This is a genomic window from Streptomyces sp. NPDC001848, from assembly GCF_042891915.1.
Lineage (GTDB): Bacteria > Actinomycetota > Actinomycetes > Streptomycetales > Streptomycetaceae > Streptomyces.
Genome location: NZ_JBIATP010000007.1, coordinates 1 through 23,272, shown reverse-complemented (window position 1 = coordinate 23,272; position 23,272 = coordinate 1). Strand labels below are relative to the sequence as shown.

Below are 23,272 nucleotides of genomic sequence, written 5' to 3'. Positions count from 1 at the left end.
TGGGAGGGTCGGAAGCCGTCGTACCGGGTCGGCATTCCCGTTGACGGGACGTCACCCCGGGCCCATGGGTACACGAGTGAGGAAGTGCGAGCACCGGTGCAGAAGACGCGGCCTCGGAGCACAGGCAAGCAGACGGTCCCCGAACAGCGGGCCTCGTCGGACTCCGCGAGCCAGGGTCGCGCCGCCCATGTGCGCAACCGGCTGATCATCGCGGTCGCCGTGGTGGCCGCCGCCATCGCCGGAGCCGGGGCGCCGAGCGTCGTCGCCGCCTCCGGGCAGCTGCACGACTCCCAGAGTCTGGTGACCCTCGCCGAGCAGACCCAGGACGCGCTCGTCCTCGCCCACTCGCTGGCCGACGAACGCGACGAGGTCACCTCGTACGTGGCCGCCGGACGCCCCGGGTCCAAGGCGCCCGCCGAGCAGCAGAGCGCGCGCGTCGACCGGGAGATCGAGGACCTGCGCGCCAACCCGGACCTCTCGGCCGCAGTGCGCAAGGACCTCGACGACGTGGCCGCCGTGCGGCGATCGGCGCTCACCGGCAAGAGCAGCGCTCTCCAGGCGCACCAGTCGTACTCCGCCGTCATCGCCGAGCTGCACGACCTCGCCGAGCAGCTGGCCGACAAGATGCCGCCGCGCGCGGGCTCCGGCGCCCACTCCCTCGCCGAACTCGACACCGCCGTGCAGCAGGCCGCCGCCGCCCGCGGACTGCTCCTCGCGGCCCTGAACATCCCGCGCACCACCCGCACCGTCATCAGCCCGGTCACCGGCCTGCCGACCACCACCAGCACCTCCTCGGACGCCGACACCAAGCAGCGCGACGCGCTCACCGCCGCCGCCCAGCAGGCCGCCGTCCGCTCCGACGCGGCGATCGCCGGCTTCGGCGACACCGCGCCCGCCGCGGCCAAGTCCTCCTACGACTCCACGGTCACCGGCCCCGAGGTCTCCTCCGCCGAGAAGTACCTCGCCGACCTCACCGACCAGCCCACCCTCTCCGACAGCGATCTCGGCCTGAGCACCAAGAAGGTCGACGCCGCGCTCTCCGCCCGCGTCGACCTGATGCGCGGCGTCGAGTCCTCGCTCTACCAGGCCCGCAGCAAGGACCTCGCCCAGCTGCGCGACGACGACGTCACCGCGCTGGAGATCCGTGTCGCGGTCCTCGGCGTCCTGCTGCTCGTCGCCGTCGGCATCGCCATGGCCATGGCCCGCAGCCTCACCCGCCCGCTCGCCGTGCTCCGCCTCGGCACCGCGCGCGTGGCCGCCGACCCGGCCGCCGAGGAACCGGTGAAGTTCACCGGTCGCAACGACGAGTTCGCCCAGGTCGTCCGCTCCGTCAACGCCCTGCACGCGCATGCCGTCGCGCTCCAGGAGCGCCTGTCCACCCTGGAGGCCGACCGCAAGCACCTCGTCGGCCAGCGGCAGATCATGGCCGACGAACGCGAGAAGCTGCGCGCCGACCTCGCCCGGGCCGCCGGCCACCTGGAGCAGGTCCGGCACAGCATCCACTCCACCTTCGTCAACCTCGCCCTGCGCACCCTCGGCCTGGTCGAGCGCCAGCTGACCGTCATCGAGGGCCTGGAGGAGCGGGAGCAGGACCCGGAGCGGCTGTCCACGCTGTTCAAGCTCGACCACTTCGCCACGGTCATGCGCCGCCACAGCGAGAACCTCCTCGTCCTGGCCGGCGCCGAGCACGTCCAGCAGCACGCCGGACCGGTGCCGCTGGTCGACGTGGTGCGCGCCGCGGTCAGCGAGATCGAGCGCTACGAGCGCGTCCGGATCGCCGCCCTGCCACCGCACGCGCACGTGGTCGGGTTCGCCGCCGACGACCTGTCGCACCTGCTGGCCGAACTCATGGAGAACGCCACCGCGTTCTCCCCGCCGGACGTCCCCGTCGAGGTCTCGGGCTGGCTCCTGGAGAGCGGCGAGGTGATGCTCTCCGTCCAGGACGAGGGCATCGGCATGACCGCCGAGCGGATGAGGACGCTCAACGCCCGGCTCGCCGACTTCGACCCGGAGGGCCCCTACGACCAGGAGGGCGGCGAGGGCATCGGGCTCGGCCTGTACGTGGTGGCCCGCCTCGCCCACCGGCACGGGGTGCGGGTGCAGCTGCGGGAGCAGAAGCAGGGCGGCGTCGCGGCCGTCGTGGTCCTGCCGAAGCCGCTGCTCGCCGGGGCGCCGGCCGCGGCCGCACCCGCCGGGGCGCCGGTGGCCGGGGGCGCGCCCTCCTTCTCGCTGCCCGGCGCGGACGCGGAGGCCAACTCCAACGTCCTCAACGGCCGTCAGCGGCTCACGGTGCAGGAGCCCAGGGGCGACGAGGACCCCCTGATCGCGGCGGCGGAGGAGGCCGTACGGGAGCGGGAGGAGAGCGAGCAGCGGCAGGAGCCCGTCCGCGGCGAGGGATCCGTACGGGAGGACTGGGGCACACCGGTCGCCGAACCCGTACGGGACGACTGGTCCGCGGCGGAGGCCGAACCCGTACGGGACGACTGGGCCGCACCGGACGTCGAACCCGTACGCGAGCCCGCCGCCCCGGCGCCCGCGGACGAGCCCGAGTTCGGCCCCGAGACCACGATGGAACTTTTCCTTCCGTCGCCCCGGACGGAGCCGTCGCCCCCGGCGCAGGAACCGGCCCCGGCCGCCGACGTCCCCGCCCAGGCCGCCGCCGACCCCTACGCCATCGGGCCCGAGACCCACGAACGCGCCGTGGACGAGGGCGAGCCGCGGCCCGCCGCGCAGGCGCCCCGCACCACCGCCCCGGAGCCGCCCGCGCCCGAGGCGCCCGAGGAGCCCGAAGCGCCTCAGGAGCCCGAGCCCCCCCGGCTCACCGCCAAGGGGCTCCCCAAGCGCACCCCCAAGATCTCCGCGCCCGCTCCGGCTCCGCGGCCCCGCGCCGGCGGCGTGGACGCCGAGGCGCTGCGCCGCAGGCTCGGCGGGTTCCACCGGGGAGCCAGGGAGGGCTACCGCCATGTCGAGGCGGAGATCGCCGAACGGACGGGACAGAACAGGACACCCGGGGACCGGTCCACGGCACCACCTCAGCACGCGACACCCGGCACCGCACAGGACGTTGAAGCAACGGGGGGCACAGTCGAGGAGGCAAGCAGTTGACCGCGTCCAGTACCTTCGGACTGAGCAGTGAGGCCCGCAACCTGCACTGGCTGCTGACGAACCTGGTGGAGGAGGTGCCCGGCATCCTGTCGGTCGCGGTGGTCTCCTCCGACGGCCTGCTCCTGCTCTCGTCCGACCCCGGCCGGATCGCGGAAGCCCGCGCCGGCCACGACGGAAGGCCCGGCGGTCCCAAGGGGTCCGCCGCCGACCTCGCCACCATCGTCTCCGGCATCGGCAGCCTCACCATCGGCGCCGCCAAGCTGATGGACGCGGGCAAGGTCAAGCACACGATGGTCGCGATGGACGAGGGCAGCCTGTTCGTCATGTCCATCAGCGACGGCTCGCTGCTCGGCGTGCACGGCTCCGCGGACTGCGACATGAGCGTGGTGGCATACCACATGGCGCTCTTCGTCGGCCGCGCCGGACACGTCCTGACACCCGAGCTCCGCAGTGAGCTGCGCAGGTCCCTGGAGGCCGAGTCGGCAGGGAGCGTCCGATGAGCGGCACACAGAAACTGCCCGTCCGCGGCGGCGACCGCAAACCCGCCCGCGTCCGTCCTTACTCGCTCACCGGTGGGCGCACCCGGTTCGGCCACGTCCTGCTCGTCGAGACCTTCGTCGCCGCCCTGGAGGCCCCCGAGGAGCGACGCGAACTCACGAATGGTTCACTGTCCACCCGCGTGATGCCGGAGATGCGGGCCATCGTCGAACTGTGCCGCCGTATGCGCACGGTGGCGGAGATCGCGGCACTGCTGAAGATGCCGCTCGGGGTGGTCCGCGTGCTCCTGAGCGACCTCGCGGACCAGGGAAAGATCCGTGTGTACGGAACCGGTCACGGCACGGGACAGCCGGACCGCGCTCTGCTGGAAAGGGTGCTGAGTGGACTCCGTCGTCTCTGACGCCGCCCCGGGCGTCGATCGACTCGTCGAACCCGACGAGGAACTGAAGGCCTGGCAGACGGACCGTACGCGCGCCCCGATCGCCACGAAGATCGTGGTGGCGGGCGGCTTCGGCGTCGGCAAGACCACCCTGGTGAGCGCCGTCTCGGAGATCACGCCCCTGCAGACGGAGGCGCTGATGACCGAGGCCAGTGAGGAGACCGACGACCTCACCGGCACCCCGGACAAGCTCACCACCACCGTGGCCATGGACTTCGGCCGCATCACGCTCGACGACGACCTGGTGCTCTACCTCTTCGGCACGCCGGGCCAGCAGCGGTTCTGGTTCATGTGGGACGACCTGGTGCGCGGCGCGATCGGGGCGGTCGTCATGGCCGACACCCGGCGGCTCGCGGACTGCTTCCCCGCGCTCGACTACTTCGAGAGCAGCGGGCTGCCCTATATGGTCGCGGTCAACCACTTCGACGGCAGCGAGCGGTTCGAACCCGAGGATGTACGCGAGGCCCTCACCATTCCGGCACACATACCTGTCATGATCATGGACGCGCGCCGCCGGATCTCGGTGATCGAGACCCTCCTGGCCCTGGTGGGCCACGCGCTGGACGTCACCCCCGAGTAGTCCTGAGTAGGAGCACCACCCGCATGCGGAAGATACTCGTCGTCGGAGCCGGCCAGTCCGGACTCCAGCTCGCCCTCGGCCTCCAGTCGCACGGGTACGAGGTCACCCTGATGTCCAACCGGACCGCGGACGAGATCCGCACCGGCCGGGTCATGTCGACGCAGTGCATGTTCGACACGGCGCTGCAGCACGAGCGGGACCTGAAGCTGAACTTCTGGGAGTCCCAGGCCCCGAAGATCGAGGGCCTCGGCGTGTCCGTCGCCGCTCCCGGCTCGTTCGACCCGGGCCCGTCGCAGCGCGCGATCGACTGGGTGGCGAAGCTCGACGGATACGCGCAGTCGGTCGACCAGCGGCTGAAGATGGCCGGCTGGATGGAGACGTTCGCACAGCGCGGCGGCCAGCTCGTCATCCACGGCGCGGCGGTCTCCGACCTCGATTACTTCTCCCGTACGTACGACCTGGTGCTGGTGTCGGCCGGCAAGGGCGAGCTGGTGTCGATGTTCGCCCGCGACCCGGAGCGGTCCCCGTACAGCGAGCCGCAGCGCGCGCTCGCCGTGTCGTACGTCCACGGCCTCGGCCCCCGCCCCGAGCACCCGGACTTCTACGCGGTCCGCTGCAACCTGGTCCCGGGCGTCGGCGAGCTGTTCGTCATGCCGACGCTCACGACCTCGGGCCGCGCGGACATCCTGTTCTGGGAAGGCATACCCGGCGGCCCGCTCGACGTCTTCAACGGCGTCAAGGACCCCGGTGAGCACCTCTCCCTGACCCTGGAACTCATGGAGAAGTTCACTCCCTGGGAGTACGCGCGGGCCACCAAGGTGGAGCTGACCGACGCGGGCGGCACGCTGGCCGGGCGCTACGCGCCCACGGTCCGCAAGCCGATCGGGCGGCTGCCCGGAGGCGGTCTGGTGCTCGGTGTCGCCGACGTGGTCGTGGCGAACGACCCGATCACCGGGCAGGGCTCCAACTCGGCGTCCAAGTGCGCCGCCGCGTATCTCGCCTCCATCCTCGAACACGAGGACAAGGAGTTCGACGAGGCGTGGATGCAGCAGACGTTCGACCGCTACTGGGAGACGGCGCGCCACGTCACCAAGTGGACCAACGCGATGCTGGGCGTGCCGCCGGAGCATGTGCTGAACCTGATCGGTGCGGCCGGGGCGATGCCGCCGGTGGCGCACCGGATCGCCAACGGGTTCAACGACCCCTCGGACTTCGAGAACTTCTTCTACGAGCCGGAGAAGGCCGAGGCCTACCTGGCGTCGGTGGCCGGCGCCTGACCTGACGCCCCCGGGCGCACGGCTCCTCCTGTCGGGGACGCGGCGGCCGGTGACTGCCGGGCCGCCGCGGCCGTGTCCTGCTCGTACCGGGCCAGGGCGGCCAGCTGTTCGGGGGTGAGGGAGGCGAGCAGCTTCTCGATGTCACCGAGTCGCTGTTCGACGTCGTCCCGCGCCCGCTTCTGCCGGTCCGTGAGGGTGAGCTGGTCGTCCAGCGCCTTGCGGGCCGCGCGGGCCAGGGCGTCGGCGCTCCGCTCGGCGCCGGTGAGCTGGTTCACGGCCGCGGCCCGTTCCCGCGTCAACTGGCCGATCAGATGGCCCATGTCGAGCGCGTGCTGGGGGTCGCGGGCGAACAGCAGGCGCACGTACGGGGAGAGGGACGTGCTGCCCTGGTACTGCTGCCGGGCCAGCCGACCGGCCTCGACGCGGCTGCTCTGCAGCTCGAGCCGGGTCCTGGCGAGCTGCTCGTCGAGCCGGTCCACCTCCGCCTGACGCTGCTTCAGCTGCTCGGTGGTGGCGTGGTAAACCTCGGTGGCCTGCGCCGCGGCACGGTAGAGCTGCTGAAAGACCGTCAACAGCTGGGAGACGGGGCGGGTCTCAGGGGGGACGGTGCTGGGGGCCGGGTTCGGCTGGGTCGTGGCGCTGGGGTCCGGGTCTGGTTGGGCAGTGGTGCTCGGCTCGGGGGCCGGTTGAGTTGTGGTGCTCGGCTCGGGGGCCGGTTGGGCCGTGGTGCTGGGGGGCGGGTCCGGGACGGCGGTCGCGGGTGCGCCGGCGAGCAGGGCCCACGTGGTCACCGCCGCCGTGCACGCCGTACCGGCCAGGCGCAGCCAGCTTTCTGACACGTCGTCACCTCCGAGCCGGGTGGTCCCTCCACCTCGCACCGGCAGGATGAGACGGGCGCGGCCTCTGCGCGCGGCGAGTGGCCGGTTCGGCGCAGCGGGGTCACTCGTGGGCGGTGTCCGTGCCCTCGCCCGGCGTGGCGCCTGGCGTCCGGCGCGGCTTCGACCACGGCAGGCGCAGACGGCCGCCGGTGTCCCCCTCCGGGTCGTACTCGTACTTCCAGCCCGGGTGGAGACCGAACCTGCCGCTCGGGCCCGCCGGGACGCGACGGTAGACGAGGACGGTGGGCGGACCGCCGGCCGCGTCCGGGACGGGCACGCGGTACGTCTTCGGAGGGTGGCCGGTGAGGCCGAGCAGGACGGGCAGGACGCGACCGTCCAGGGGGCCGCCGACGAACGGGGTGTCTTGGCTCTTCACGGCACCAGTGTCACAGCAGGTGACCGGCGTCGCCGAGGACGGGCAGGACGCGGCGCGCCAGGGCGCCCACCGGCCCCTCGGCGCTCTCCAGGGCCAGCGCGGAGCGGACCACGGAGGCGGTCTGCGCATCGCGTCCCGCGGTGGCCACCAGGCAGGCCACGAACTGCTCCACCAGCCAGTCCCGCAACTCCTCGACGGGGGGCTGCTTGTCCTGGTCGAGCCAGATGAGGGACGCCGCCTCGACGGAGGTGATCCACATCCGTACGGTCATCCGCAGCCCGGGGCCGGGTGCCTCGACGCCGAGATGGGTGAGGATGTGCTCGGCCGCGGCCCGGCGTACGCCGTCGACGATGGCGGTGGTCCGGGACGTCTCGGCCACGCTGCCGCCCTGGAGCAGGGCACTGAAACCGGCGTCGTGCCGGGCGACGAAGGCGAGGTAGCGGTCGAGGGCGCGGCCGAGGCGGTGGCTGAGCGGGCCTTCGGGGGGTTCGGCGAAGCACTGCCGGAGGTCGTCGGCGGCGGAGCGCAGGGCGGCCTCGTACAGCTGCTGCTTGCCGCCGGGGAAGTAGCGGTAGACGAGGGGGCGGGAGACGCCGGCCGCCTCCGCCACGTCGTCGAGGGAGACCTCCTCGGGGGCGCGGTGCGCGAAGAGGGTGAGCGCGGCGTCGAGGAGCTGGCGACGCCGTTCTTCGACGCTCAGTCGGCGGTATGCGCGCGTGGGGGCCTCGGAGGTCATGTTCGCAGCGTAACCGTGTTACCAGGAGGGCGAGGCACCCGAAGCCGCAGTGGCCGTGCCGGGGGCTGCGCCTCCGGACGCCCATCGGCCTGAACGGCCTCGTCCTCAAGCGCCGGACGGGCTGGAAATGCCGGCCCGAAGCCGAGACGTACTCATGCCAGCAACCCCGACGACCTCCACAACCGTCGCCCGACCCCCCTCAGCACCCCGATGTCGTCCAGGAAGTCCGTCAGCCTCTTCGCTCCCGTCTGCATGATCTCCCGGCGGTGCCCGCTCGCCCTCACCTGGGCCACCGCCTCCCGCTTGTCCAGGCCCACGTTCGTGTACACCTCCGGGTTCACGAAGGCCACCGAGAACACCCGCGCGAACTCACCGGAGGTGATCCGCGTGAACTCCTGCGACCACCGCGGAGCGGTCACCATCTGACGGCGCAGTTCCTCGCGGGCGTAGCGGACGTGGCGGGCCTCCTCGACCACGTGGATGCGTGTGACCCCACGGATCAGCGGCTGCACCCGCTCGTCGGGGAACGTCAGCCGCTGCATCCAGTCCAGGACCTCCTCGCCGAGCAGCGTGGCGGTGAAGGAGCCCGGTGTGGTGGAGATCGTCTTGAAGACGCGGCCCAGGTTCTGGTGCGCACGGCTCACCGGGTACCAGGGCGTGTCGCCGTGTGCGATCAGCCGGGCGAACATCTTCGAGTGCCGGCACTCGTCCTCGATCTCGGTCAGCGCGTACCGCACGTGCGCGCTGGTCGCGGCCTTGTCGTAGATGTGCCGGACCAGCAGCTGCATCAGGATGATCTCGAACCAGATGCCGAGGGAGGCGAGTGCCGCGGCCTCGTGCTGGGAGAGCAGGATCCGCTGTTCCTCGCTCATCCGCCGCCACAGTGGTGTGTCGTACAGCGACACCAGCTCCGGGGGCCAGAACCACTTTCCTTCCTCGTAGGGCGCGTCCCAGTCCAGTTCCTGGTCCGGGTCGAAGGAGTGTTTGGCGGAGGAGGAGAGGAGCCGCTCCGCCACCTGCTCCCGGTCCTTGAGCAGTCCCAGCGCGTCGCGCAGCACGTCTGCTTCCGTCACGGTCGTCATCGCTGTGCCCACCCACCTCGTCGTACGGGCCGCCTGTTACCCGTGGTCGCAGTCTTATGCGACTGCTTGTCAGCAAGGACGTCAATCCCTTGCGTTCCACTTGTTGACGCGACGTCTACCTCGTGTGAGCGTGTGCTTATGTCGACGTTCGAGCTCTACGCCAAGGACCCGGGGGACCCCCTCTGGCAGGTGCCCGCGAGTGGCGCCGCCCGTTTCAGCTGGGAGTACGACGACGGGCGCGGCCGGCTGCTGGCCCTGTACCAGAAGGGCAAGGACAAGCAGTGGGACGGGCAGAAGCGGATCGACTGGGACCTGGAGGTGGACCCGTACGACCCGCTCGGCACGCCGGACGAGGCGATGACCCTGTACGGGACGCCGTACTGGGCGAAGATGACCGACCGCGACAAGGGTGAGCTGCGCCGGCACTACGCCTCCTGGCAGTTCAGCCAGTTCCTGCACGGCGAGCAGGGCGCGATGATCTGTGCGGCGCGGATCGTGGAGTCCGTCCCCGACCTGGACGCGAAGTTCTACTCGGCGACCCAGACCATGGACGAGGCCCGGCACGCCGAGATCTACGGGCGCTTCCTGCACGAGAAGATCGGAATGCTCTACCCGATCAACGACAACCTCCAGGCGCTGCTCGGGGACACCCTGCGGGACAGCCGGTGGGACATGCCGTACCTCGGCATGCAGGTCCTCATCGAGGGCCTGGCGCTCGCCGCCTTCGGCATGATCCGCGACACCACCGACAAGCCACTGCCCAAGCAGATCCTCGCGTACGTCATGCAGGACGAGGCCCGGCACGTGGCCTTCGGCCGGATGGCGCTGCGCGACTACTACAAGCAGCTCACGGACGCCGAACTGCGTGAGCGCGAGGAGTTCGTCATCGAGGGCTGCTACCTGATGCGGGACCGCCTGCGCGGGGTGGAGGTGTTGGAGAACTTCGGCATCCCCAAGGCCGAGGCGGAGGAGTTCAGCGAGAGGTCCGAATTCCTCCAGCTGTTCCGGCAGCTGCTGTTCAGCCGCATCGTGCCGTGCGTCAAGGACATCGGCCTGTGGGGCAAGCGCCTCCAGCAGGCCTATGTGGACATGGGCGTCTTCGAGATGGGCGACTCGAACCTGGACCTGCTGATGGCGCAGGACGAGGAGATCGCGGAGAAGCTGGACGCGGAGCGCTTCGCGGCGGAGGAGAGGGAAAGGGTGGCCGAGGTGCGGGAGGCGATCGACGAGGGTCAACGCCTCGGTGGTTGATCACTCGATCGACGCTGGTTTTCCGTGCGGACGCCGATGCCGGTCCACGGCAGACCCGGTACCGGCCGGAAGACGTCGTCATCGCTGTCGAGGTCGTCTCGGAGGCTCGACCCCGTCGACCTCGTCAATGAGACGGCCTCTGCCGGGAGTTCAGCACAGCCTCCATCACCGCCCTGGCGACCGGCGCCGCGTCCCCGCCCCCACTGATCTCCCCCTGCCGGCCCGCGGCGTCCTCCACGACCACCGCGACCGCCACCGCAGGCTCCAGCGCGTCCTCCGCCTGCGCCCAGGAGATGAACCAGGCGTACGGCTTCCCGGAGTTGTCGACGCCGTGCTGGGCCGTGCCGGTCTTGCCGCCCACTCGGGCGCCGGGGATCGCCGCGTTACGACCCGTGCCCTCCCGCACCACGTCCGCCATCATCTCCCGCAACTGTTCCGCGGTGGTGGCGCTCATCGCCCGGTGCAGGGTGCGGGGCGTGGCCGTGGAGACCGTCTCGCCGTCCTTCGTCGTCGTGCGTTCCACCAGGTACGGCGCCCTCACATCGCCCCCGTTGGCCACCGCCGCCGCGACCATCGCCATCTGCAGCGGTGTCGCCCGGGTCTCGTACTGCCCGATCGAGGACAGCGCCAGCTGGGAGGGGTCCAGCTTGCCCGCGAACGTGCTCGGCGCCACCGCGAACGGCACCCTCAGCTTGCGCTCGTCGAAGCCGAAGTTCGCCGCCGTGGCCGTCATGTTCCGCAGCCCCACCTCCGCACCCAGCTTGGCGAACACCGTGTTGCACGACCACGTGAAGGCGTACCGCAGCGACGCGTCCGCGCAGCCGTCGGTCTCGTTGGTCAGCTGTGCCGTGGAGCCGGGCAGCCGGTAGGGGTCGGGGGAGTCCGTCGGCGCGTCGAGGTCCGTCACCACTCCCGCCTCGAGGGCCGCAGTGGCCGTGACCACCTTGAACGTCGAACCGGGCGGATACGTCTGCCGGATCGCCCGGTTGAGCATCGGCCGCGCCGCGTCCCCGTTCAGCCGCTTCCAGGCCCGGCTCACGGACGACGACGTCCCGGACAGCTCCCCGGGGTCGTACGACGGCGTCGACACCAGCGCCAGGATCCGTCCCGTCGCCGGTTCGACCGCGGCGACCGCGCCCGTGCGCCCGGCCAGCCCCTGGTACGCGGCCCGCTGCGCCGCCCCGTTGAGGGTGGTGACGACATGTCCCCCGGGGATGCGCTTCCTGAGGACGCCGTTCCACAGGGGGAGCGGATCGAGCAGCGGGTCGGTGCCGGACAGCAGCGCGTCCTCGGTGTGCTCCAGCAGCGTCGTCCCGTACACCTGGGAGGCGAACCCGGTGACCGGCGCGTACAGCGGCCCGTCGGTGTAGGCGCGGGTGTAGCGGAACATGCCGCCCGTGTCCCGGGACCCGGTCACCGGGCGGCCGTCGACCAGGATGTCGCCACGGGGGCCGCCGTACCGGGCGATCGCCTGCCGCCGGTTGGCGGGATTGCCGCCGTAGTGCTCGGACTCGAGGACCTGCACCCGGGTCGCGTTGGCGAGCAGGGCGATCAGCAGCAGCGCGCACAGGGCCGCCGCCCGGCGGATGTACCCGCTCATGACGCGGCCGTCCTGTCGTACTGACTGCGGGCCGAGTCGCTGATCCGGATCAGCAGCGCCACGATGATCCAGTTGGTGACCAGCGACGAACCGCCCTGCGCCAGGAACGGCATCGCCATGCCCGTCAGCGGGATCAGGCCCGTCACCCCGCCCGCGATCACGAACACCTGGAGCGCGACGATCGACGCGAGCCCCACGGCGAGCAGCCGCCCGAACGGGTCGCGCAGCGCCAGCCCCGCCCGGTAGCCGCGCTCCACCAGCAGGGCGTAGAGCAGGAACAGTGCGGACAGGCCGGCGAAGCCCAGCTCCTCGCCCGCCGTCGCCAGGATGAAGTCCGACTTCACCGCGAAGCCGATCAGCACCGAGTGGCCGAGGCCGAGCCCGGTGCCGAGCGCGCCGCCGGCGGCGAACGCGAACAGCGACTGGGCGAGCTGACCCGCACCCTGGCCCGCCTCGATCGAGGCGAAGGGGTGCAGCCAGTCCTGGACCCGGGCGTGCACATGCGGCTCCAGCCGGCCCACGGCGTACGCGCCCACCAGTGCCAGCAGCAGGCCGACCGCGATCCAGCCGGTGCGGCCCGTGGCGACGTACAGCAGCACCACGAACAGCCCGAAGAACAGCAGCGAGGTGCCGAGGTCGCGTTCCAGGACGAGGACGCCGACGCTCAGCAGCCAGATCGCCACCACCGGGCCGAGGACCCGCCCGGTGGGCAGCTGCAGCCGCCACACCCTGCGGCCCGTGAACGCCAGCGCCTGCCGGTTGGCGGACAGGTACCCGGCGAAGAAGACCGCGAGCAGCAGCTTCGCGAACTCACCCGGCTGGATGGAGCACCCGGCGACCCTGAGCCAGATCCGGGCGCCGTTCACCGCCGGGAAGAAGATCGGCAGGGTGAGCAGGGCCAGCGCGCCGCCCCCGCACAGATAGGTGTAGCGCTGGAGCACCCGGTGGTGGGGCAGCAGCAGTACGACGGCGGTGAACAGCGCGACGCCGAGCGTCGACCAGGACAGCTGGGTGGGGGTCGCCCGGTGGCCCGGGGTCTCCAGGTCCAGGCGGTGGATCAGCACCAGGCCCACGCCGTTGAGCAGCACCGCGATGGGCAGCAGCAGGGGATCGGCGTACGGGGCGCGCAGCCGTACCGCGCAGTGCGCGAGCAGCGCGAGCCCGCCGAGCCCGGCGCCGTAGCGGAGCGCGCCGGGCGGGAGGGTGCCGTGCCGGGCGAGGCCGACGGCGCAGTAGCCGTACACCGACAGCAGCACGGCGAGGACGATCAGGCCGAACTCGGTGCCCCGGCGCCGGGGCAGGCGCAGCGCGGGGACCGGGGAGTCCGCCGGCGTCACGGTCCGCGCTCCTGGCGTTCCGGGCTGGATCATGTGCGGAACGTAGCAAGCGGTGAGCGATATGTCCCGTTATGCCAGGGCAATCAGCCCGTTCCGGTACTCCTTGGGGCCGTCGGGAGGCACAGCGTGGCCATGGCCCCGCCGTCCGGCGCGTTGGCGAACTCCAGCCGGGCGCCCAGCACCTCCGCCTGGCCGAGCGCGATCGTCAGCCCGAGGCCGTGCCCCTTGGCGCCGCCCTCGGTGCGAAACCGCTGCGGCCCGTGCGCCAGCAGGTAGTCCGGATAGCCGTCCCCGTGGTCCCGTACCGTGACCCGCGGGCCGTCGACCGTCAGCACCACCGGACCGCGCCCGTGCCGGTGCGCGTTCGCCACCAGATTGCCGAGCACCCGCTCCAGCCGCCGCCGGTCGGTCGCCACGCACGCGTCCCGCACCACCCGCACCTCGACCGGGGTGCCGGAGGCCCGCACCACCCGCCGCACCAGCGGCGCGAGCCGTTCGTCGGCCAGCTCCAGCCGTTCGCCGCCCGCGTCCAGGCGGGAGATCTCCAGCAGGTCCTCGGTGAGCGTGCGCAGCGCCGCCACCCGGTCCCGCACCAGCTCGGTCGGCCGCCCGGGCGGCAGCAGCTCGGCCGCCGCGTGCAGTCCGGTCAGCGGGGTGCGCAGCTCGTGCGCCACGTCCGCGGTGAACCGCTGCTCGGTCAGCAGCTTGCCCTGCAGCGAGGCCGCCATGGTGTCCAGGGCGCCCGCGACCGCGGCCACCTCGTCCTGGGGGCGCGCCGGATTCCTCGCCCGCCGGTCGTTCACGCGCGCGTCCAGGTCGCCCGCGCTGATCCGCCGGGCCACCTGCGCGGTCGCCTGCAGCCGCCGGGTCACCCGGGTCACCGCGAACGTCCCCACGCACAGCGTCGCGCCGCTCGCCAGCGCCGACGACCACACGATCGCCTCGTCCAGCGCGTCGATGATGCGGGCGCCCTGCGCGTAGTCGACCTGCACGGCGAGCGCCCGGCCGCCGTCGGCCGGGCCCGCGGCCCACATCGTGGGCTCCGGATCGTCGGTCCCGACCATGGTGCCGCGGTACCCGTCCGCCGCCAGTTCCCGCAGCGGCGCCGGCAGCCCCGGCGGGTCGACGCCCGCATCGTGCGGCAGCCGGTCGCCCGCCTCGTAGGCCTGCGCCGCTTCCGACAGCCGGGCCAGCGCCCGGCCGCGGGCCTCGCCGACGGTCCGGTCGGTGACCTGGACATGGACGAGCACGCCGAGCAGCGCGGCCAGACCGCAGCACATGACGGTGATGAAGGCGGCCGCCTTCCAGGTCAGCGTGCCGGTCCAGCGCGGCAGCCGGCCGAGCGTGCGGCCGAGGGGCCTCATCGGGCGCTCTCCGGCGGGACGGGCGTGGCCGGGGCGGAGGGGGACGGGGTCGGCGCGACCGGCCGGCGCGGGGGTGCGGTGCCCACCCGCACGATCTCGTCCCGGGTCGCCAGCATGGCGTGCTGGTGCGGATCCCAGGTCCACTCCGTGCGGAACTCGTAGCCCGGCAGCGTCGACGGCGAGCGGATGATCACGGTCCGGCCCGCCAGCTCCACGCTGATCACGCTGTCCGAGGTGCCCATGACCTGCACCAGCCGATGGTGCTCGACGGTGTACACGCGCACCGCCAGCTGGTTGTCCGGGAAGCGGATGCCGAGCACCATGTCGTCCTCGCCGTCACCGGTGAGGTCGCGGTAGTACGCCCGCAGGACCGGGCACTGCCGCCCCTGCGGGCCCGCCTTGCCGCAGTCCTCCAGCCGCTTGCGCGTCTCGGCGTACACCGCGTGCGGGCCGGAGTACGCGTCCGGGTGCGCGGCGACCTCGGCGCGCACGACGTCCAGGGGATCCACCCGGTGGATGTCATCACCCGGAACGGTGATGCCCTTGACGGTCTCGGTCTCCGCCTCGCCGTAGTCGAGGGCCGGCGTGGAGGCGGGCGGCAACTGGGGCCACAGCCGCACCGGGCCGACGGCGGTGGCGGCCGGACCCGCGCCGCGCAGGGCACCGGAGTCGCCGCAGCCCGCCAGCAGCAGGGCGGCCACCGCGACACCGAGGGTCGCGCGCACGCGAGGGCTTCGGAACGCCGCGCGCACGCGACGGCTGCTGGGGCACACGGGGACATCCGTCCTTTTTGCTCACCTGATGACCGGTTGTTCACTCTACGGTCGGCCAGTGAGGTTACTCCGCGAGTTCCTCCAGCAGACGGGCGGTGTCCAGGCCCGCCCGCAGGTACTCCACGAACAGCTCGTTGTGCAGCGCCCAGGGCCCGCGCCGGGACCGGATCATCCGGATCGCCTCCTCGGCGGTGTGCCCGGCCCGGACCAGCGCATGCGCGACGACCAGACCCGAACGGTTGTACCCGTGATAACACCGGACAAGCACCCGCCGCCCGTCCTCCAGCGCGTCGTCGGCGGCCTGTGCCAGCCGCATCACGCCCGCGAGTTGCGTCCCGTCCAGCGGTCCGTCGGGGATCGGCCAGACATGGTGCTCGACCCCCTCGTCGGGCCCGTGCCCGGGCAGCCGCAACAGAGTCAGCACAAGATCGAACTCATCACGTACGACGGCGAACTCCCGCTCCCCGGAGCGCCCCCTGAACTCGTGGCCGCCCATCCACAGGCCGGGCACGATCTCGCTCCACGGGGCGTCGGGAGCCGGAACATCGGGTTGCTTTCTGCGGGTCCGCAAGGGCGCCTCCCACCGAGTCCCCAACTGCTCACAAAGGTAGCCGGGTTCTTGCCCCCGGAGCACCCCGCCTGTTCCCATGGTCGAGGGGTGATGGTGCATGGACGGACTGCGCGTCGTACCGACCTGGCGACACGGACAGGAACGCCTGTACGTGTGCGGCACCGACGGGCGGAACATCGCCTGGTACGACCGGGAGACCGGCCGGGTCAACCTGCTGAGCGAGGACCTGCGCGAGGATGTGCTCGACGCGCTCGGCCCGTTCCTCACGGGCCCGGTGACCGTGGGACCGCCCCCCGTGCCCACGCCCGCGGAACTGGCCCGGCTCACCCTCCACCCGGACGACGACCTGGCCCCGAACCGGCCCGGCGAGGCCCTGCTGATCGCCCTGGACCGCGACCCGGGCCCCGCACACCGGCTGCGCCCGGACCCGCGGCGCCGGGCCCTCGCCGCCGAGCAGTCGGTCGGCGAGGCGCTGGACGGCCTGGAGGGCGCGGGCTGGCGCACCCTGCACTCGGTGCCGCTGCCCGGCGGCGACCGCATCCACCACCTGGCGATCGGCCCCGGCGGTCTGTTCGCCGTGCGCTCCCTGTACGCCCGTAAACAGTGGGTCCTCGTCGCCGACCCGATGGTGACGGTGGGCCGCCAGGAGGCACGGCCGCTGCTGCACCAGGTGCGCGCCGACGCGGACCGGGCGTCGTACGCGCTGACGGCCGAGGTGCACCCGGTCCTGATCGTCACCGAGTCCGCCCGCCTGGAGATCACGGCCCCACTGCGGGAGATACGCGTCCTGAAGGACACGGACCTGCCCGGCCTGGCACGGCTGGGCGGGGTGCTGAAGCCGGCGGATGTGGAGGCGCTGCACGCGATGGCAAGGGACCGGCATACGTGGTCCCGGGTGTGACGTGGTGCGGCGGCACACACGGTCCCGGTGTGATGTGGCGCGGCACACACGGTCCCGGTGTGACCGTGCCGCGGCGGGGGGCTCAGGGAAGCCGAACAGCTTGCTCCGGATCGCAGACCGGGCCCATGAGGTCCCCGTACGCCTGCAGCCGGGGAGCGATGTCCGCGGCACGGAAGACGAGACTGCCGGGCGAGCCGCAGTCCGTCACCTCCTCCCATGTCACCGGCGCCGACACGGTGGGCTCCGCCCGGGCGCGCAGGGTGTAGGGCGTGGCGGTGGTCTTGCGGGCCGCGTTCTGGCTCCAGTCCACGAAGACCTTCCCGGGCCGCAGACTGCGGGTCATGCGGTGGATGACGAGGCGGGGCATCGCCTTCTCCGCCTCCACGGCGAGCTGCCGGGCGTAGTCCGTCGTCCGCTGCGACGGCGTCGGTTCCACGGCCGCGAGCAGATGCAACCCCTTGGAGCCTGACGTCTTCGCGTACGCCTCGACCCCGTCCGCCGCGAGCCGCTCCCGCAGCCACAGGGCGACCTCGCAGCACTCGACGATCGTGGCCGGTGCCCCCGGGTCGAGGTCGAAGACCAACCGGTCCGCGATGTCGGGCGTGTCGATGCGCCACTGGGGGGTGTGGAACTCGGTGACGAGGTTCGCCGCCCACATCAGGCTGGACAGGTCCTGGATCAGCACCATGCGGGCCGCTCCCTCCGAGCGCGGCACCTCCGCCGTGGTGACCCAGTCGGGCGTACCCGGAGGCACGTTCTTGGCGAAGAACAGCTGTCCGTCCGGCCCGTCCGGATAGCGCAGGAAGGACAGCGGGCGGTCGCGGAGGTGGGGCAGCAGGGCGCTCGCGGTGGTCGCGTAGTAGTGCAGCAGCTCGCCCTTGGTGAAGCCGGTCGCGGGATGGATCACCTTCTCCAGGTTGCTGAGCGCCAGCCGTCGCCCCTCCACCTCTGTGATCGGCGTCATACGATGAGAGTCCCACGAGAAACCCGTGAAATCGCCCGACCTATGAGAAAAAGGGGCGGAACGTGCGATCCATCTGGAACGGTGCCATCTCGTTCGGCCTGGTGAGCATCCCCATCAAGCTGATGAACGCCACCGAGAACCACTCGATCTCCTTCCGTCAGATCCACCTGGAGGACGGCGGCCGGATCCGGTACCGCAAGTTCTGCGAGCTGGAGGACCGCGAGGTGGCGCAGGCGGAGATCGGCAAGGGGTATGAGGACGCGGACGGCTCGGTCATACCGATCACGGACGAGGACCTGGCGCAGCTGCCCATCCCGACGACCAGGACGATCGAGATCGTGGCGTTCGTCCCGGAGGGCCTGATCGACCCGCTCCAGATGGACACGGCGTACTACCTGTGCGCCAACGGCACTCCGGCCGCCAAGCCCTACACGCTGCTGCGCGAGGCGCTGGAGCGCACAGGGAAGGTGGCGATCGCGAAGTTCGCCCTGCGGGGCCGGGAACGGCTCGGGATGCTGCGCCCGGTAGGTGACGTCCTCGCCATGCACGCACTGCTGTGGCCGGACGAGATCCGGACGCCGGAGGGCGTGGCGCCGGAGGGGAACATCACCGTCCGGGACAAGGAGCTGGACCTGGCGGACGCCCTGATGGACACGCTGGGGGAGGTGGACCTGGACGAGCTGCACGACGAGTACCGCGAGGCGGTCGAGGAACTGATCGCGGCCAAGGCGGAGGGCAGGGAACCGCCGGTGGCGCCGGTGCCCGAGGCCGGCAAGGTGCTCGACCTGATGGCGGCGCTGGAGAAGAGCGTGCGGGCGGCCAAGGAGGCGCGGGGGGCCGGTGAGAAGGCGACGGGTGAGGGGGCGTCGGGGGAGAAGGCCGAGGTCAGACGGTTGCCGGAGCGGAAGGCGGCGCGTACGCAGCCGAAGGAGACCGGCGGGAGGAAGGGGGCACCGGCGGCGAGGAAGACGGCGGCGAAGTCGGGGACCGCGGCGAAGAAGGCGACCGCGAAGTCGGGGACCACGGCGAAGAAGGCGGCGGCCGGGTCGGGGACCGCGACCAAGGGGACGGCAGCCGGGAAGGCGCCCGCCAAGAAGGCGACGGGGAAGAAGGCGACGGCCAAGGGGGCCTAGTTCCAGTAGGACTCTGCACGAGTTGCGCCACCGGGTGGGCGAGGTCGCGGTGGCCGCCCTGTCCGCCGACGATGCGGGTCCTGATCGCCGACGAAACCGACGACATCAAGAAGGGCATGAAGAGCGTCGGTGTGGCCCGGCAGCACATCGGTACTGCCGGGCGGATCGAGAACGCCCCGCAAGTCACCGCCTCGACATGCGGCAATCACTCAGCCACTGCGGAGCGCCAGTCCCAAAGAGGTTCACGACGAATAGTGCGCCAGAACCTCTTCACGGTATCGAAGTCCGTGAGCACTTTACCGTCCGCTCCGACGACGTCCACGCCCCGAGCTCGGACGAGCCCGGGGTGACGGGCGTTGATCTCGTCGACCAGCTCAGGAACCAGGGGATCGTCGCCCTTCCCGACGACGTGTCCGGGACTGCCTTCTTCCCGGGCTTCGCGGAGGGCCTGGTCGAGGTCGTCGCTGAAGCGGTGGACGCCGTCGTTGGCCAGGCCGAGGCCACCTCCGGTCGTGGCTGTACCGTCGCTGACCGCCAGAACTGCTTCTGCGCAGCCGGCACCCGGTGTCTCGGGGCACAGGAAGAGTCCGCCGCCTCCGCCGCCAGTGCCAAGCCATCGACACCCTTGGCAACGCCCTCCGCGACCCACGAGAGCCCTGACGGCCCGCCAAGCGCAGAACGTGTCCGCCGGCGTTGCGGTCAAAGTGTCCGAGGGCCACGCCGGAACGACTCGCTCCGGCGTGGCCCTCGGGTTTCTGCAGGTGCTTTTCCTATCAGGCCGGCGACTCCGAATGAACCGCGATATGACGCCTGCAAAGATCCGCACTCGTAAGGTGCGGAACATCTAGCGCCGCCGAATACAGCCGCATTTCGCGAGCTGCAGAATCGAGCAGCAACCAGAACCTGATATCCAGCTCCAGGTCATCCCCGATCGCAACTAGCTCATCGAATGCGAGCTCCAACTCGTTGCGAGCGATAAAGTCTCGAAATTCAACCAGGGCCTCGCTCGATTCGCCCGGCGCAAGAAGAGCGGCTGCGGCTTCGAGAGCGTTTCTTGCCCGATGCCACGATGCCTCCCGATTGACGGCATCAAATGTTTCGCTCATCTTGCCCAAGCTCCTTCCGCTGTAAGGCCCGAGCCGGAGCCAGGGGCCGTACGGTCAATGATTACCGCGCTTACTTTGCCATGCCTTAGGGCCAGGGATGCGCCGTGATGATCGTGTCAGTTGCAGGCTCATAGATTACACGCAGCTGCACGCCGTCCACCGTGCCGACAATCGCGACCCTGGAGGGTAGGCCCTTCTTCGTAAAAGTAGAACCCTCAGCGCCCCTCTGCCACGTCCACGTCGACTTCGGATTGGTGGCCACCTCGGAGATGTTGTTCAGGATCTGTTCGTCACTCCACCCCTGAGGGAACGGAGTCTTCCCAGGCGCCCCAGGGTATCGATGGCCGCCTCCGGTGGCGTCGCCATCAAGAATATGCGTGGCTCTCGTTGGGCCAACGAGATCGCAGTTGCTGTTGTGCACCAATACCGGCGTATTTCCTGCCAGTACATAATACGTGTGGAGGTCTTCGACGGTGAGGTTGTAGGTGCGTACTCGTTGGTCGAAGGCACGGTTGGCCTGGACACGGACGGTGCTGCCGTCGCTGCTCAGCAGGGTGGATCCGGCTCGGAGGTCATGGGCTTCGACCCAGCGCTTTTCCGTCGGGTTCCAGAAGGGGTGCTCGTAGGTGGCGGTGAGCTTGCGGAGTCCGTCGGGTGTGTTGAGGGTGAGTTCGTCGAAGTGTTTGTCGCCGTCAGTGATGATCAGTCGTGCGACCTTGCGCGGCGCGGTCTTCCCGGTGGGCGGGTCGGTAGCGACTACGGTGTCGCCTGCCTTGACGCTTTCGATGTTCTTCGCAGGGCCGCCGGCCATGAGTACTTTGGTGCCGGCCACGAAGCACTGGGTGCATGTCTCTTTCGCAGGGCGTTCTTCCCTGGCTTCGCGGAGGGCTTGGTCGAGGTCGTCGCTGAAGCGGTGGACGCCGTCGTTGGCCAGGCCGAGGCCACCTCCGGTCGTGGCTATACCACCGCTGACCGCCAGAACTGCTTCGACGCAGCCGGCACCCAGTGTCTCGGGGCACAGGAAGAGTCCGCCGCCTCCGCCTACGATGCCCTCCGTGATACCCACGTCCGCCAGGAAGGCGCCGCCAACGCTCTCGATGAGGTCAGCCGCGAGCTGCGGGCTGTTGTCCCAGAGCGCCTTCGCATAGGGGCTGACTGTGTTGACGGTGTCCTTGAGCCACCCCGGTATCCAGCTGCCGTCATCATCCTGCTGGCTGGTCTTCTTCCGCTGTTCCTCGACCAACTGCCGGAACCGCGCCGCTTCCTGCTGCTGTTTGACGACTGCGGTGTGGTAGGCCTCCGTCGCCGCCTGCGCGGCGGCCGTGGCGTCCTTGCCTGCTGCCGTGGCGGAGGCGCGGGCCTGCTGGGCATCTGTCCAGGCCGAGTCGGCGGAGCTGCGTGCGGAGTCGGCCGAGTACCGGGCGTAGGTGGCGGAGTTGAGGGCATCGGCCGCGGCGTTTTCGGCGTCCTGCTGTGCGCCGCGGGCGGTTTTGGCCGATGCGGCGGCGTCCTTGGCGGACTGTTCGGCCTGGTTGGCGTAGCCGTTGGCCTGGGTGGCGTACTTCTTGGCGTCGTTGGCCGCGGCTTCGGCCTGCCTGCGGTAGCCCTCGGCTTCGGAGTCGGCTCTGGCGGCCCTGGCTGCTGCCCTGCCCGCTTCGGCGGCGTTCTTCTGGGCGGTGGCGGCGATGCCGGCGGCCTGCGCGATCAGCTGCTGGATCTGCTGCTCGTGGGTGGCGCCCAGTTGGTCCTGGCGCTGGGCCTTGTACTGGCCGACGGTGATGAAGGCGTGGAGCAGGTCGGAGGGGCCTTCGAGGGCGATGCGGGCGGCGGCCCTGACCTGGGGGCCGTTGTTCTTGTTGTTGGTGTCGGCGAGCTGGGCGGCGCGGACGCGTTCGTCCTGGGTGCGCGCCAGGGAATCGTCGGTGGTGATGAACTGCCGCAGAGCGTCCGTTGTGTCATTGTTCAGTGCGGTACGGCCCGCCTGCTGCTCGATCGGTCCGGCGTTGGCGATGGTCCGGGCGACGACGAGGCGCATGTCCTGCTTCATCGCCTCGTACTGGCCGCTGGCCAGGAAGGTGCTCACCGCCGAGTCGTCGCCCTCCAGCGCCTTGGCGGCGGCGGCGCGCACGTCGGCCGAGCCGGCGACTAGCGCAAGGTGCCCGACGTCCTGGCGGTCGTCCTGGGCGCTGGCTTCCTGGCGGCCGGTGCGGATGTAGGCGGTTGCGTCCGCGTCGGAGCCGGCCAGGGCCACGAGAGCGGCGGACTGGCTCCAGGACCGGCCGGTCTTGGCGGTGGCCAGGGCCACCTTGCGGGCTTCGGGAGCGATCTTCGCCGGGTCGGCGCCGGGCTGGGCGGCCTGGTCGGCCAGCTTGCCTGCCTCGGCCTGCAGGTCGTTGGCCTGCTGTACGGCTGCCTGCTGGGCGGCGGTGCGCTGGTCCTCTTGTGCTTTGAGGTCCCGGGCGCGGGCGATGGCCTCGTTGGTGCGGGCGGTCAGCTGCTCGGTGTCGATACGCACGGCCAGGTCGTGGACCTTCTGGGCCTTGGCGACCGCCGCGCTGGCCACGTCGGCGTCCTTCTTGGCCTCCTTGGCGTGCGCGGCGGACTGCTTCGCAGCGGTCGCCGCCTCACCCGCGTGCTTGGCCGCGTCGTCGGCGGCCTTGGCCGCGTTCTCGGCGTGTGTAGCCGCGTCGTTCGCGGCGTCACGGGCCTCTCCGGCGGCGGAGGCGGCTTCCTGTGCCAGTGCCTGGGCGGCGTCGGCGGCGCGGGCCGCCTCGCGGGCGTGCCGGTGGGCGGCGGCTGCGGCGTTCTGCGCTTCGGCGGAGTGGGCTCCGGCCTGGTCGGCGTAGGAGTTGGCCTGGTCGGCTGCGTCCGCGGCGTCGTTGGCGTTGCTGCCGGCGCCGCCGGCCGCCTTGGCCGCATCCGCAGCCGACGCGGCGGCGGTCCGCGCCGAGTCGGCGGCCTGGGCGGCGGCGTGCGCGCCCGCGGCGGCGTCTCGTGCGTTCTGGGCTGCCTTGCGTGCGGCGCCTGCCTGGCCGGCGTCGAGGGCCGCGTTCGCGGCGGCGTCACGGGCCTGGGAGGCCGCTTCTGCGGCGCCGTCCGCGGCTGCGGCGGCGGCCGAGGCGGCGTTCGCGGCCACTCGGGCGGCATCGGTGGCAGCCGCAGCGGCGTCGATCGCGGTCTGTGCGGCGGTGGCGGCCTGCTGGGCGGCGCTCGCCGCGCGGGCGGCGGATGCCGCCGCGTGCTGGGTGTCCTTCTGGGCCGCCTGGGTCTCCGCGGCGGCCTTCTGCGCGGCTTCCTTGGC

At 71.5% G+C, this 23,272-nt stretch carries 20 protein-coding genes; 8 read left to right on the top strand and 12 right to left on the bottom strand.

Annotated features, from left to right (window positions below; genetic code table 11):
* Window positions 1-96 precede the first annotated feature (96 nt).
* The 5 genes from ACFYZJ_RS15620 to ACFYZJ_RS15600 are packed head-to-tail and all read left to right on the top strand — an operon-like array spanning window position 97 to window position 5,899.
* Window positions 97-3,105 carry a nitrate- and nitrite sensing domain-containing protein gene (locus ACFYZJ_RS15620; RefSeq protein WP_388567704.1) on the top strand — a complete coding sequence of 1,003 codons (3,009 nt, stop codon included), beginning with the start codon at window positions 97-99 and terminating at the stop codon, window positions 3,103-3,105.
* Window positions 3,102-3,605: a roadblock/LC7 domain-containing protein gene (locus ACFYZJ_RS15615; protein WP_388567702.1), complete on the top strand. Its 504-nt coding sequence runs from the start codon at window positions 3,102-3,104 to the stop codon at window positions 3,603-3,605. Before ACFYZJ_RS15620 ends, ACFYZJ_RS15615 begins: the two co-directional genes overlap by 4 nt.
* Window positions 3,602-4,003: a DUF742 domain-containing protein gene (locus ACFYZJ_RS15610; protein WP_388567698.1), complete on the top strand. Its 402-nt coding sequence runs from the start codon at window positions 3,602-3,604 to the stop codon at window positions 4,001-4,003. The genes ACFYZJ_RS15615 and ACFYZJ_RS15610 overlap by 4 nt, the downstream gene beginning before the upstream one ends.
* On the top strand, window positions 3,984-4,622 hold the full coding sequence (locus ACFYZJ_RS15605; RefSeq protein WP_103839268.1) for an ATP/GTP-binding protein: 639 nt from the start codon (window positions 3,984-3,986) through the stop codon (window positions 4,620-4,622). Before ACFYZJ_RS15610 ends, ACFYZJ_RS15605 begins: the two co-directional genes overlap by 20 nt.
* 23 nt (window positions 4,623-4,645) lie before the next feature.
* Complete coding sequence (locus ACFYZJ_RS15600; RefSeq protein WP_388567695.1) at window positions 4,646-5,899, top strand: styrene monooxygenase/indole monooxygenase family protein; 1,254 nt, start codon at window positions 4,646-4,648, stop codon at window positions 5,897-5,899.
* Here ACFYZJ_RS15600 and ACFYZJ_RS15595 read toward each other — a convergent pair.
* From ACFYZJ_RS15595 to ACFYZJ_RS15580, 4 genes are all read right to left on the bottom strand, one after another.
* Window positions 5,872-6,738, bottom strand: a complete 867-nt coding sequence (locus tag ACFYZJ_RS15595; RefSeq protein WP_388567693.1) for a hypothetical protein — start codon at window positions 6,736-6,738, stop codon at window positions 5,872-5,874. The genes ACFYZJ_RS15600 and ACFYZJ_RS15595 overlap by 28 nt on opposite strands.
* A gap of 100 nt (window positions 6,739-6,838) precedes the next feature.
* A complete protein-coding gene (locus ACFYZJ_RS15590) occupies window positions 6,839-7,153 on the bottom strand; it encodes a hypothetical protein (RefSeq protein ID WP_388567690.1) in 315 nt (104 codons plus the stop codon).
* Window positions 7,154-7,163: 10 nt separating this feature from the next.
* Window positions 7,164-7,889 (bottom strand): TetR/AcrR family transcriptional regulator, encoded by a 726-nt coding sequence (locus tag ACFYZJ_RS15585; RefSeq protein ID WP_388567688.1) that lies wholly within the window; start codon window positions 7,887-7,889, stop codon window positions 7,164-7,166.
* Between the two features lie 152 nt (window positions 7,890-8,041).
* Window positions 8,042-8,971: a diiron oxygenase gene (locus ACFYZJ_RS15580; RefSeq protein WP_388567685.1), complete on the bottom strand. Its 930-nt coding sequence runs from the start codon at window positions 8,969-8,971 to the stop codon at window positions 8,042-8,044.
* A 138-nt stretch (window positions 8,972-9,109) separates the two neighbouring features.
* Here ACFYZJ_RS15580 and ACFYZJ_RS15575 point away from each other — a divergent pair, with 138 nt between their 5' ends.
* Window positions 9,110-10,222: a ferritin-like domain-containing protein gene (locus tag ACFYZJ_RS15575; protein WP_388567683.1), complete on the top strand. Its 1,113-nt coding sequence runs from the start codon at window positions 9,110-9,112 to the stop codon at window positions 10,220-10,222.
* A gap of 124 nt (window positions 10,223-10,346) precedes the next feature.
* On the opposite strand, the gene ACFYZJ_RS15570 is transcribed toward ACFYZJ_RS15575, so the two are convergent.
* The 5 genes from ACFYZJ_RS15570 to ACFYZJ_RS15550 all read right to left on the bottom strand — a co-directional run bounded on the left by ACFYZJ_RS15570 (window position 10,347) and on the right by ACFYZJ_RS15550 (window position 15,867).
* Window positions 10,347-11,822 (bottom strand): penicillin-binding transpeptidase domain-containing protein, encoded by a 1,476-nt coding sequence (locus ACFYZJ_RS15570; protein WP_388567681.1) that lies wholly within the window; start codon window positions 11,820-11,822, stop codon window positions 10,347-10,349.
* Window positions 11,819-13,192 (bottom strand): FtsW/RodA/SpoVE family cell cycle protein, encoded by a 1,374-nt coding sequence (locus ACFYZJ_RS15565; RefSeq protein WP_388567678.1) that lies wholly within the window; start codon window positions 13,190-13,192, stop codon window positions 11,819-11,821. The genes ACFYZJ_RS15570 and ACFYZJ_RS15565 overlap by 4 nt, the downstream gene beginning before the upstream one ends.
* Before the next feature lie 50 nt (window positions 13,193-13,242).
* Entirely contained in the window at window positions 13,243-14,523 is a 1,281-nt protein-coding gene (locus ACFYZJ_RS15560) for an ATP-binding protein (protein WP_388567675.1), read from the bottom strand.
* A complete protein-coding gene (locus tag ACFYZJ_RS15555; RefSeq protein WP_388567673.1) occupies window positions 14,520-15,248 on the bottom strand; it encodes a hypothetical protein in 729 nt (242 codons plus the stop codon). Before ACFYZJ_RS15555 ends, ACFYZJ_RS15560 begins: the two co-directional genes overlap by 4 nt.
* 112 nt (window positions 15,249-15,360) lie before the next feature.
* Window positions 15,361-15,867: a dual specificity protein phosphatase family protein gene (locus ACFYZJ_RS15550; protein WP_388567670.1), complete on the bottom strand. Its 507-nt coding sequence runs from the start codon at window positions 15,865-15,867 to the stop codon at window positions 15,361-15,363.
* Between the two features lie 97 nt (window positions 15,868-15,964).
* Between ACFYZJ_RS15550 and ACFYZJ_RS15545 the strand changes: the two genes are divergently transcribed.
* The gene (locus ACFYZJ_RS15545; protein WP_388567667.1) at window positions 15,965-16,768 is read left to right on the top strand and encodes a nuclease-related domain-containing protein; all 804 of its coding nucleotides are present in this window, start codon (window positions 15,965-15,967) and stop codon (window positions 16,766-16,768) included.
* A gap of 82 nt (window positions 16,769-16,850) precedes the next feature.
* On the opposite strand, the gene ligD is transcribed toward ACFYZJ_RS15545, so the two are convergent.
* Window positions 16,851-17,732 carry a non-homologous end-joining DNA ligase gene (gene ligD / locus ACFYZJ_RS15540; protein ID WP_388567664.1) on the bottom strand — a complete coding sequence of 294 codons (882 nt, stop codon included), beginning with the start codon at window positions 17,730-17,732 and terminating at the stop codon, window positions 16,851-16,853.
* Window positions 17,733-17,794: 62 nt separating this feature from the next.
* On the opposite strand from ligD, the gene ACFYZJ_RS15535 reads away from it, so the two are divergent.
* Window positions 17,795-18,865 carry a Ku protein gene (locus ACFYZJ_RS15535; protein WP_388567661.1) on the top strand — a complete coding sequence of 357 codons (1,071 nt, stop codon included), beginning with the start codon at window positions 17,795-17,797 and terminating at the stop codon, window positions 18,863-18,865.
* A 773-nt stretch (window positions 18,866-19,638) separates the two neighbouring features.
* On the opposite strand, the gene ACFYZJ_RS15530 is transcribed toward ACFYZJ_RS15535, so the two are convergent.
* On the bottom strand, window positions 19,639-19,971 hold the full coding sequence (locus ACFYZJ_RS15530; protein ID WP_388567658.1) for a hypothetical protein: 333 nt from the start codon (window positions 19,969-19,971) through the stop codon (window positions 19,639-19,641).
* Window positions 19,972-20,056: 85 nt separating this feature from the next.
* Window positions 20,057-23,272 (bottom strand): polymorphic toxin-type HINT domain-containing protein (locus tag ACFYZJ_RS15525; RefSeq protein WP_388567656.1); only part of this gene is annotated, 3,216 nt, incomplete at its 5' end.